This is a genomic window from Actinoplanes couchii (assembly GCF_016862075.1).
GTDB classification, from domain to species: domain Bacteria; phylum Actinomycetota; class Actinomycetes; order Mycobacteriales; family Micromonosporaceae; genus Actinoplanes; species Actinoplanes couchii.
The window spans coordinates 208,091-219,202 of record NZ_BOMG01000032.1 but is presented as its reverse complement, the minus strand read 5'-3'; the positions used below and the strand labels follow the sequence as shown (position 1 = coordinate 219,202).

Here is an 11,112-nt window from a genome sequence, read left to right as displayed (position 1 = left end):
CTCAGACCACCGCGAGGCCTCAGACCACCGGGACGTCCCACACCACCGCGACGTTCCGGATCGCCGGGACGTCGCGGCGCGTGGGAGGTTCAGGCTGCGGGGTAGTGGCGTGGGGTGAAGACGGCTGTGGTGCCGTCGCCCCGGGTCACCGCCCGGGTCTGGGACGAACCGATGATCAGCAGGCAGCGCATGTCGACAGTGGCCGGGTCGAGTGCGGCCAGGGTGGTGATGCGTACCGTCTCGGTGGGGCCTCCGACGTCCCGCCCGACCACCACCGGGGTGGCCGGACCGCGGTGCGCGCGCAGCAGGTCCAGGGCGCGGACTAGCTGTTCACGGCGGGTCTTCGACGCCGGGTTGTAGACGGCGATCACCAGGTCGGCCGACGCGGCGGCCTCCAGGCGGGACTCGATGACCGACCACGGCTTGAGCCGGTCGGACAGGGACAGGATGCAGAAGTCGTGGCCCAGCGGCGCCCCGGCCCGGCTCGCCACCGCCTGCGCCGCGGTCAGCCCGGGGATGATCCGGATCGGAACGTCCCGCCACTGCGGGTCCTCGGCGACCTCCAGGACGGCGGCCGCCATCGCGAAGACCCCCGGGTCACCGGAGGAGACGACAGCCACCCGGCGACCGCGTTTCGCCAGGTCCAGGGCGAACGCCGCCCGTTCCGCCTCGACCCGGTTGTCCGACGGGTGGCGCTGCTGCCGCGGGTTCGGCGGAACTCGGTCCACATAGGGCCCGTACCCCACCAGGTCGTCGGCGGCGGCCAGCGCCTCCTGCGCCTCCGGTGTCAGCCAGTGCCGGGCGCCCGGCCCGAGCCCGACGACTGTCACCCCACCGGCGAGGCCCCGCCCACCGCCGAAGCCGCTCAGCGCCGCGACGTTGGCGTCCTCCAGGCTGACCATCCCGCCGTCCGCTTCACCCGGTGCGACTGCCCCGTCGAAGTCGCTCACCGCGGCCCGGGCCACACGTGCGGCGGATCCGACGCCCGCGGGGGTGCCGGAAACGGCCCGGGCGTCGGCGAACGCGGACGCGGCCGGGCTCGGCAGCAGGGCCAGCGAGAAGTACGGCACGGTGGCCGGATCGACCTCCCGCAACGGCAGTGACCGTTCCTGCCCGGTGGTGGCCCGCTCCACGTACCACGCGTCGTCGAGACGACCGGCCTGTTCCAGAGCGTCCCGGACCCCGGTGAAGGTCCGGCCCAGTTTCATCACGGCGGCCGAGTCGGTGCCGGCCAGACGGGCGGCCAGGTCCTCCGGCGCGAGGGTGCCGGGCAGCACGGTGAGAACCTCGTCGCGCTCCATCAACGGCCGCCCGAGCACGGCGGAGGCGGCGCTCACCGAGGTGACCCCGGGAACGACAGTCGCTTCGTATCGCCCGGCCAGGCGCTTGTGCATGTGCATGTACGACCCGTAGAAGAACGGATCGCCCTCGGCCAGCACCACCACGTCCCGCCCGGCGTCCAGGTGGGCCGCGAGCCGGGCCGCCGACTCCTCGTAGAACTCGTCGATCGCGCCCTGGTACCCACCCGGATGATCGGTGGTCCCGGTGGTCACCGGGTAGATCAGGGCCTCCTCGATCTGCCCGTCGCGGAGGTAGCCGGCCGCGATCGCCCGGGCGTTGCTGCGCCCGTGCCGTGCCGCGTGGTAGGCGATCACGTCTGCTGAGCCGATCAGCCGTGCGGCCTTGACCGTCACCAGTTCCGGGTCGCCGGGCCCCAGCCCCACCCCGTACAGACGACCGGTCTTCTGTGTTTCCGTCATGCTGTTCCGCTCTGCTTCGCTACTTCGGTTCCGGGTTTCATTCCGCTTCGGACGCGAGGGCGTTGATCGCGGCCGCGGTGATCGCGCTGCCACCCCGGCGGCCCCGCACGATCAGGAACTCCAGCCCGGACTCGGCCAGCGCCTCCTTGGACTCGGCCGCACCGATGAACCCGACCGGGACACCGATCACCGCGGCCGGCCGGGGCGCACCCGCCCCGATCATCTCCAGCAGCCGGAACAGGGCGGTGGGCGCGTTGCCGATCGCCACCACGGCACCGTCGAGCCGATCGCCCCACAGGTCGAGGGCGGCCGCGCTCCGGGTGTTGCCGATCTCGGCCGCCAGCGCCGGCACCGCCGGATCCCGCAGTGTGCAGACCACGTCGTTGGCGGCCGGCAGCCGGGTCCGGGTCACCCCGGACGCCACCATCTCGGCGTCGCACAGGATCGGGGCGCCGGCGAGCAGCGCTTTCCGGGCGGCGGTGACCACTCCCGGACTGAACCGGACATCTTCTACCAGATCCACCATCCCGCAGGCGTGGATCATCCGGACCACCACCCGCGACACGTCCTCCGGCAGCCCCGACAGGTCCGCCTCCGCCCGGATGGTGGCGAACGAACGCCGGTAGATCTCCGCACCGTCGCGCACGTAATCCATCACTCAGGTCTCCTCGCCCCAGCCACCACGTCTGCCAAGTCCCGCGCCGTGACCGGTTCGGCTCCGCCGATCCTCAGCGATTCCGCCGCCGCAGTCGATGGCCCGACCAGTCCGCTTTGCCCACCCGCTCCGCCGCCGGGAGCGCCACTCGCCAGTGCGAGATGGTCGCTCGCCGGTGGGAGGCCGCCGGGAGGTGTGCTCACCGGTGGGCGAGGGCCGCCCGCTTGTGGAAAGCGGCCAGGATGCGTGCTCCCCAGTGAGAGGCCATCGGGAGGGGCGCTTGCCAGTGAGAGGCCGTCAGGAGGGGCGCTTGCCGGTGGGAGGCCGCCGAGCGGGGTGCTCGCCGTCGGGCGGCGGGTGATCCGGTAACCGGTGGCGGTGGCCTCGGCCAGCACGTGTGGCCCGGCCGGGCTGCCGCAGGCCCGCCCACACCCCGCCCAGTGCACCGGCAGACCGTCGACGAACCGGGCCGCACCGGCCGCGTCGGCCCGCACGTCGGCCAGCGATTTCGCACACCCCGGCTGCCCGGCGCACGCGGTCACCCCGGACCAGGGCGACCCGGCGGTCACCGCGAGCCCGGCGGCGGCCATGCGATCCGCCCACGGCCGAGCCGCCTCCGGCGGAAGATCGGTGACGACGATCCCACGCCAGGGCGTCACGGCCAGGTGGTCCGCTTCTTCCAAGACCCGTTGCGGTACGCCGGTCAAGCGCCCGAGCGGAACCAGAGTCGCGACCGCGACCCGCCCGTCCTCCTGCGGGACGACCCCGATCAGGTCACCCGGCTCCGCGGCATCGACCGGAACCGCCACCTCGACCGGCACCGTGGTCAACCCGAGGGCCGCCACGACCCGGGCCGACACCCGGGCCGGACCGTCGGTCAGCTCCCGCAGCCGCCAGGCCGAACCCCCGTCACCACGTTGCGCGTCCCGTTCGGACAGGAACGCGTGCGCGGCCGCGACCAACACCGGAACCACGTGAGCGGACCCCACACGGACTCCCGTGTCGTGGCCGGCGAACCGGATCGTGAACGACCGGCCGGGTGGATCGGGGACCGCGGCGACGTCCGAGGCGAGTGGCACGTGCCCGATCGCGAACAGGAATTTCCCCGGCAGCGCGGGCAGCGCCGGATCGTCGAGGATCGCCCGGTCGAGCTGCTCCACGAGCCTGCGCAGCGACCGGCCGGCGAGGGGCGGGGCCGCGATGTTCCGGACCGCATCGTGGGTTGCCGAGGGCAGCAGACCCGCCGACCGCAACCTGTCCGCCAGCGCGCTCGCATCGCTCGGGTCCAGGCCTCTGAGCTGCAGGTTGGCGCGCGAGGTCAACTCCAGCGCGCCGTCACCGAACTCCTCGGCCAGCTCCCGCAGCGCACGCAGCTGCGCCCCGGACAGCATCCCGCCGGGCAGCCGCACCCGGGCGAGCATGCCGTCGGCCGCGGCATGCAGCCGCAGAGCGCCGGGGCAGGCGTCGGTCTCGGAGGTTCGACGGGGAGCCATGGCCGGGATACTACGGCCGCCCTCCGACACGAATTCACCTTCGGTGGGCCGCGGGTCGGGAGCGTCACAGCGCCGGATCCGCCTTGACGTGGGACACCGGGGTTCGGGAAGCTCAAGGGGCTCAAGGGCGGCGACGCCGCGGAGGAAGCCGGTGCGAGTCCGGCGCGGTCCCGCCACTGTCACCAGGGTTTTCTCTGGGAGCCAGGAACTCCGGTCGCCGTCTTTCCGTTCTACCCGGGGCGCGGACCCCGAGGGGGAGTGCGCGCGTGTTCCTGCTGCTGTCGACGTCCGACACCGATCTGCTCAGCGCCCGGGCCAGCGGTTCGCCGTGGCGCCTGGCCAACCCGGCCCGCACCGGCGTCGCCGACCTCCCGGCCCTGCTCGACGGGGTCGAGCTGGTGGTGGTGCGCATCCTCGGCGGCCGCCGCGCCTGGGAGGAGGGCCTCGACGCGCTGCTCGCGGGCACGGTCCCGGTGGTGGTGCTCGGCGGCGAGCAGGCCCCCGACGCCGAGTTGATGAAACTCTCCACGGTGCCCGCCGGGGTGGCCGCCGAGGCACACGTCTACCTGGCCCAGGGCGGCCCGGAGAATCTGACGTCGCTGCACGACTTCCTCTCCGACACGGTGCTGCTGACCGGCAACGGGTTCGCGCCCGCGGTCGCCGCGCCGGAGTGGGGCCCGCTGCCCCGCGAGGCGGCGGCCGACACCGGCCCGGCGACCGTGGCGGTGCTCTACTACCGGGCCCACCACATGGCCGGCAACACCGCGTTCGTCGAGGCGCTCAGCCAGGCGATCGAGGCCAAGGGCGCGCGGGCGCTGCCGATCTACACGGCGTCGCTGCGGACCGCGCCGCCCGAGCTGCTGGCCGAGCTGCGCAAGGCGGACGCGCTGGTGGTGACGGTGCTGGCCGCCGGTGGCACCAAGCCGGCGGCGGTCGGTGCGGGCGGCGACGACGAGGCGTGGGACGTGGGGGTCCTCGCCGACCTCGACGTGCCGATCCTGCAGGGGCTCTGCCTGACCAGTTCGCGGGCCGCCTGGGAGGCCAGCGACGACGGCCTGACCCCGCTGGACGCGGCGACGCAGGTGGCGATCCCGGAGTTCGACGGCCGGATCATCACGGTGCCGTTCTCGTTCAAGGAGATCGACGAGGACGGGCTGTCGGTCTACGTCGCCGACCCCGAGCGGGCGTCCCGGGTCGCCGGGATCGCGGTTGCGCACGCCCGGTTGCGGCACGTGCCACCGGCCGAGCGCAAGGTCGCGCTGATGCTGTCGGCCTACCCGACGAAGCATTCGCGGATCGGCAACGCGGTGGGCCTGGACACCCCGGCCTCGACCGTCGCGCTGCTCGCCGCCCTCGCGGCGGCGGGTTATCGGATCGGAGACTTCGGGGCGTACGACGGTGATGGCCTGATCCACACCCTGATCGCGGCCGGTGGGCAGGATCCGGACTGGCTGACCGAGGAGCAGCTCGCGGCGAACCCGGTGCGGATCCCCGGCGATCGTTACGCGGCGTGGTTCGCGACCCTGCCGGAGGATTTCCGGGCGAGCGTCCAGCAGCATTGGGGCCCGCCGCCCGGCGAGCTGTACACCGATGACGGCGACATCGTGCTGGCCGCGCTCCGCGACGAGAACATCGTCGTGATGGTGCAGCCGCCGCGGGGTTTCGGCGCCAACCCGGTGGCCATCTACCACGACCCGGACCTGCCGCCGAGCCACCACTACCTGGCCGCCTACCGTTGGCTGGCCGACGACTTCGGTGCGCACGCGGTGGTGCACGTCGGTAAACACGGCAACCTGGAGTGGCTGCCGGGGAAGAATGTCGGGATGTCCGCCTCGGACGGCACCGACGCGGCCCTCGGCGACCTGCCGCTGATCTACCCGTTCCTGGTCAACGACCCGGGCGAGGGCACCCAGGCCAAGCGCCGGGCGCACGCCACCCTGGTCGACCACCTGATCCCGCCGATGGCCCGCGCCGAGTCGTACGGCGACATCGCCCGCCTGGAGCAGCTGCTCGACGAGCACGCCAACATCGCCGCCCTCGACCCGGCGAAACTGCCGGCCGTCCGCGCCCAGATCTGGACGCTGATCCAGGCCGCCAAGATGGACCACGACCTCGGTCAGGCCAACCGGCCGGACGACGAGGAGTTCGACGACTTCATCATGCACATCGACGGCTGGCTGTGCGAGGTGAAGGACGTCCAGATCCGCGACGGCCTGCACATCCTCGGCGAGGCGCCGTCCGGCGAGCCCCGGATCAACCTGGTCCTGGCGATGCTGCGGGCCCGCCAGATGTGGGCCGGCAAGGTGGCCGCGCTGCCCGGCCTCCGCGAGGCCCTGGGCCTGCCCGAGGACGCTTCGACCGCCGCGACCGACGCGGTGGAGGCGCAGGCCCGAGCCCTGGTGACCGCCATGGAGGAGGCCGACTGGCCGACAACCGTGCCGCAGTCCCTGGTATCCACAGCCCTCGCCGCGGTCGCCACCCCCGCGTCGGCCGCCACGCCTACCTCCAACCCGGCGTCGGCCGCGCCGGCCGCCGCACCCACCCCCAACCCCGCGCACATTTCCGAAATTTTCGACTTGTCGGAAATTGTGCGGGTGCTGGAGTTCGCCGCCGGCGAGGTCGTGCCGCGGCTGGCGAAGACCACCGACGAGCTGACGCACGTGTTGCACGCTCTCGGTGGTGGCTATGTGCCGGCCGGGCCCAGTGGGTCGCCGCTGCGTGGGCTGATCAACGTGCTGCCGACCGGGCGCAACTTCTACTCCGTCGACCCCAAGGCGATCCCGAGCCAGCTGGCCTGGGAGACCGGGCAGGCGATGGCCGAGTCGCTGCTGACCAGGTACCGGACCGACTACGGCGACTGGCCCCGCTCGGTCGGTCTCTCCGCCTGGGGCACCAGCGCGATGCGCACCGCCGGTGACGACATCGCCGAGATCCTGGCCCTGATCGGTGTGCGACCGATCTGGGATCCGGCGTCGCGGCGGGTCACCGGGCTGGAGCCGATCACCGCCGAGGAACTGGGCCGCCCGCGTGTCGACGTCACGGTCCGCATCTCCGGCTTCTTCCGGGACGCGTTCCCGCACGTGGTGGCGATGCTCGACGACGCGTTCAAGCTGGTCGCCGAGCTGGACGAGCCGGACAACTACGTGCGTGAGCACGCCCTGCGCGATCAGGGCGAGCACGGCGACTGGCGCCGCGCCACCACCCGGATCTTCGGTTCCCGGCCCGGCGCGTACGGCGCAGGCATCCTGCCTTTGATCGATAGCCGGAACTGGCGTGACGACGCCGACCTGGCCGAGGTCTACGCCGTGTGGGGTGGCTTCGCCTACGGGCGCGGGCTCGACGGGGTGCCGGCCCGGGCGGACATGGAGAACGCGTACCGGCGGATCGACGTGGCCGCGAAGAACATCGACACCCGCGAGCACGACATCGTCGACTCCGACGACTACTTCCAGTACCACGGCGGCATGATCGCCACGGTGCGGGCGCTGAGCGGCAAGGCTCCGGCGGCGTACATCGGCGACAACACCAACCCGGACCAGGCGCGGACCCGCAGCCTGACCGAGGAGACCGCGCGGATCTTCCGGGCCCGGGTGGTGAACCCGCGCTGGATCGCGGCCATGCGCAGGCACGGTTACAAGGGCGCTTTCGAGCTGGCCGCGACGGTCGACTACCTCTTCGGGTACGACGCGACCGCCGGTGTCGTCACCGACTGGATGTACGAGCAGCTCGCCGCCAGTTACGTGCTCGACCCGGACAACCAGAAGTTCATGCGCCAGTCCAACCCGTGGGCCCTGCACGGCATCTCCGAGCGCCTGCTGGAGGCCGCCGACCGTAAGCTGTGGGAGGCGCCCGAGCCGGAGACGCTTGCCGCCCTGCAGCAGCTCTACCTGGAGACCGAAGGCGACCTGGAGGACGGTCCGGCCCGATGATCATCCGACGTGAGACGGCCGCCGACATCGACGCGATCCGGGCGGTGACGGCAGCCGCCTTCACCCGCCCGGACTCCCCGGCGCCCGTCGAGGCGCCGCTGGTGGACCGGTTGCGGGCCGACGAGGGCTGGCTTCCGGCGTTGTCCCTGGTGGCGGTCGACGGCGAGGACGTGGTCGGTCACGTCGTCTGCTCCCGCGGCCACGTCGGACAGGCGGCCGCCCTCGGCCTGGGCCCGCTCAGCGTGGGCCCGGGCCACCAGCGGCGTGGTGTGGGTTCGGCGCTGATGCACGCGGTGCTCGGCGCGGCCGACGCCCTGAGCGAGCCGATGGTGGTGCTGCTGGGTGACCCGGGCTACTACGCACGGTTCGGGTTCCGCCTCGCCGCCGGGTACGGCATCGAACCGCCGGTCGCCGAGTGGGCCCCGTACTTCCAGGTCCGGACCCTGACCGGTTACGACCCGGCGCAGCGAGGCGTCTTCGGTTACGCGAGCCCGTTCAACGATCTGTAGCCGGCGGGCGGCGCAGCAGGTAAGTGTCCATGATCCAGCCGTGGCGCTCGCGGGCTTCGGTCCGCGTCGTCACGATCTCGTCGCCGACCTCGGCGACGGTCCCGGCGGCCAGCAGCTCGTCCTCGGTGCTGACGTAGGCGCCCCAGTAGATCTGCGCCTCCGGGTGTCTGGTGAACGCCTGCTGCGCGTCCAGCATCACGACCACGTCGTCGACCCCGTCCGGCCAGCCCTCGGCGAGCCGCCGCCCGGTGGTGATCTGGATCGGCTGGCCGACCCGGTTCAGCCCGATCCGGTGCTTGGCGGCGAGCGCGGAGACACTGCTGATGCCGGGGATCACGTCGAACTCGAACTCGATCGCCCCGCGCTCCAGGATCTCCTCCAGGATCGCGATGGTCGAGTCGTACAGCGAAGGATCTCCCCAGACCAGGATCGAACCGTTCTGATCGTCCTTCAGATACTCGGTGATCAGCTCTTCCAGCACCAGGGACCGCCGGTGCCGCCAGTCGGCGACGGTGCCGGTGTAGTCGGCCGGGTTGCGGTCCCGGTCGGGGTCGCGCCCCTCGACGATGCGCTTGCTCGGCTTCGAATAGGCGCGGATGATCCGTTCCCGCAGGTCGATCAGGCTGGCCTTGGTCTCGCCCTTGTCGAGCAGGAAGAACACATCGGTCCGCCCGATCGCTTTGGCCGCCTGCAGGGTCAGGTGGTCCGGGTCGCCCGCGCCGATGCCGATCACTGAAATCTTCCGCACGGGCTGAAGTCTGCCTTACCGCCGGCGGTGGGCCGCGGCGAGGCCGGACCGGTGGGCGATGGCCACCAGCTGCGCCCGGCTCGCGGCTTCCAGTTTGCCGAGGATCCGGTGGACGTACGTCCGGACGGTGTCCGGGCTCAGCGACAGCGCCCTGGCGACGGCCGTGTTGTCGTCGCCGTCGGCGAGGGCGGCCAGGACCTCGAGTTCGCGGGCGGTGAGCCGGCCCAGCCGGGGATCGGCGACCGGCTGTGGCACCGCCGCCGCATGCCCCATCACCTGCCGGGCCACGCCGGGGGAGAGGACCGGCTCGCCCCGGGCGGCGGACCGGACGGCGGCCCGCAACGGTTCCGGCGCGGTGTCCTTGAGCAGGTATCCGTCGGCGCCGGCCCGCATCGCCGCCAGCACCTCGTCGTCGGTGTCGAACGTGGTGAGCATCAGGATCGCCACATCCCGGCACTCGGGGTCGGCGCGGATCGCCCGGGTGGCGGTGATCCCGTCACCACCGGGCATCCGGATGTCCATCAGCACGACGTCCGGCCGGATCCGGCGGACCAGCGCGGCGGCGGACACCCCGTCGGAGGCTTCCCCGGCTACCTCGATGCGGCTTCTATCCTCGCTTCTGTTCGCGCCGTTGTTTTCGCCTTCGTTCGCGCCGTTGCTCTTGCCTTCGTTCGCGTCGTTGCTCCTGCTTTCGTTGGCGCCGGTCAGGAGCGCGGTGATCCCGGCGCGGACCAGTGACTGGTCGTCGGCGAGCACCACCCGGATCGTCGTCACAGCCCCTCCCGGACCGTCGGGATGGCCGCGCTGACCAGCCAGCCACTCTCCACCGGTCCGGCGTCGAACCGGCCGCCCAGCGCGAGTACCCGTTCACGCATCCCGGCCAGTCCGGTCCCGCCTGGGTTCGGGGCCGCCGGATCACCGTCGTCCCGGATCCGGATCAGCAGCTCATCGCCGGTTTCGCGGACCTGCACGTCGATCCGGCGGCCGGTCGAGTGCCGTAGCGCGTTCGTCACCGCCTCCCGGATCAGCCGGTGTGCCGGAGCCGGATCCCGGACCTGCTCCAGATCGGCGTGGACCTCGAACCCGGCGGCCCGGGCCGTCTCCAGCAGCTCCGCCACGTCCTCGGCCGACGGCGCCGGGACGGCTCGCAGGTTCCGTACCGTCCCGCGCAACTCGTCGAGCGCCTCGGACAGTGCCCGGCCCACATGGTCGAGCGCGGCAGCCGTGGCGTCCGGATCCCGGGTGGACTCCTGCCGGGCCACGTTGGCCTGGATCGCGGCGACGGTCAGCGCGTGCCCGATCGAATCGTGCAGCTCGCGGGAGAGTTCCCGCTGATGTTCGTGCACACGCCGTTCGGCCTCCCAGTCGATCTGCCGTTCGGTCAGGGCCGCGATCCGGCGCCGGGCCCGGACCAGCTCACCGAGGGCGATCGCGGCGCCCATCAACGCCAGGTGCGCGGTTCCGTCGTAGAGCACCACGTACCCGAAGTCCTGCCCCTCCCGGAGCCGGAACCCGACCGACACACCGAGCGCCACGAACGCCCACGAGCAGGCGCTCCGGCGGTGCCCGGCCTCGGCCGCCGAGTAGAGGGCGGCCGCCACCGGCACCGCCACACCGATCGGCGGGAAGCCGGCCGCGTACCAGGCGAAGAGTCCGAAAACGGTCAGCCCCACAGTGGTCCGCGCCCACCGGCGGCGCCCCAGCATCAGCCCACCGAGCGCGACGGCCGCGAGATACGCCCACCCGCCGCTGTTCCCGCCCGGTTCGTTCCCGTCCAGCTCAGCCGAGGCGATCAGCGCCAGCACGCCGGCGACCCCACCCGCGACCGCGACGTCCACCAGCCGCTGCCGCCCACCCCACGCCGACCCCGCCCGGCGAGAAACCGCGCCCCGCATACTCACCACCTCCGGTTCCCGCCTCGCGACGCTTTCGGTTCCCGCCTTACGCCGCCTTCGGTCCCCATTCGTGCTGCTTTCGGTTCCCCCGCCTGTGCCGCTTTCGGTTCCCCACTCGTGCCG

At 72.6% G+C, this 11,112-nt stretch carries 8 protein-coding genes and 1 riboswitch; of the genes, 2 read left to right on the top strand and 6 right to left on the bottom strand.

Annotation, left to right across the window (positions count from 1 at the left end; genetic code table 11):
• Window positions 1-89 precede the first annotated feature (89 nt).
• From Aco03nite_RS10455 to Aco03nite_RS10445, 3 genes are read right to left on the bottom strand one after another with little or no spacing between them, the layout of a single operon-like run.
• Entirely contained in the window at window positions 90-1,760 is a 1,671-nt protein-coding gene (locus Aco03nite_RS10455; RefSeq protein ID WP_203794680.1) for a precorrin-2 C(20)-methyltransferase, read from the bottom strand.
• A gap of 37 nt (window positions 1,761-1,797) precedes the next feature.
• Window positions 1,798-2,415, bottom strand: coding sequence for a precorrin-8X methylmutase (locus Aco03nite_RS10450; RefSeq protein ID WP_239145053.1), 618 nt, complete (start codon window positions 2,413-2,415; stop codon window positions 1,798-1,800).
• Complete coding sequence (locus Aco03nite_RS10445; RefSeq protein WP_239145049.1) at window positions 2,415-3,908, bottom strand: ferredoxin-like domain-containing protein; 1,494 nt, start codon at window positions 3,906-3,908, stop codon at window positions 2,415-2,417. The genes Aco03nite_RS10450 and Aco03nite_RS10445 overlap by 1 nt, the downstream gene beginning before the upstream one ends.
• A 114-nt stretch (window positions 3,909-4,022) precedes the next feature.
• Window positions 4,023-4,141: riboswitch (cobalamin riboswitch) on the top strand.
• Between the two features lie 33 nt (window positions 4,142-4,174).
• Here Aco03nite_RS10445 and cobN point away from each other — a divergent pair.
• The gene (cobN, locus tag Aco03nite_RS10440; RefSeq protein WP_203794676.1) at window positions 4,175-7,837 is read left to right on the top strand and encodes a cobaltochelatase subunit CobN; all 3,663 of its coding nucleotides are present in this window, start codon (window positions 4,175-4,177) and stop codon (window positions 7,835-7,837) included.
• On the top strand, window positions 7,834-8,346 hold the full coding sequence (locus Aco03nite_RS10435; RefSeq protein WP_203794674.1) for a GNAT family N-acetyltransferase: 513 nt from the start codon (window positions 7,834-7,836) through the stop codon (window positions 8,344-8,346). Before cobN ends, Aco03nite_RS10435 begins: the two co-directional genes overlap by 4 nt.
• On the opposite strand, the gene cobF is transcribed toward Aco03nite_RS10435, so the two are convergent.
• Genes cobF through Aco03nite_RS10420 form a run of 3 tightly spaced genes read right to left on the bottom strand, consistent with a single transcriptional unit; the run spans window position 8,333 to window position 10,989 of the window.
• Window positions 8,333-9,094: a precorrin-6A synthase (deacetylating) gene (gene cobF / locus Aco03nite_RS10430; RefSeq protein ID WP_203794672.1), complete on the bottom strand. Its 762-nt coding sequence runs from the start codon at window positions 9,092-9,094 to the stop codon at window positions 8,333-8,335. The two genes, Aco03nite_RS10435 and cobF, sit on opposite strands and share 14 nt — an antisense overlap.
• 15 nt (window positions 9,095-9,109) lie before the next feature.
• Window positions 9,110-9,868 carry a response regulator transcription factor gene (locus Aco03nite_RS10425; protein WP_203794670.1) on the bottom strand — a complete coding sequence of 253 codons (759 nt, stop codon included), beginning with the start codon at window positions 9,866-9,868 and terminating at the stop codon, window positions 9,110-9,112.
• Complete coding sequence (locus tag Aco03nite_RS10420; protein WP_203794669.1) at window positions 9,865-10,989, bottom strand: sensor histidine kinase; 1,125 nt, start codon at window positions 10,987-10,989, stop codon at window positions 9,865-9,867. Before Aco03nite_RS10420 ends, Aco03nite_RS10425 begins: the two co-directional genes overlap by 4 nt.
• Window positions 10,990-11,112 lie beyond the last annotated feature (123 nt).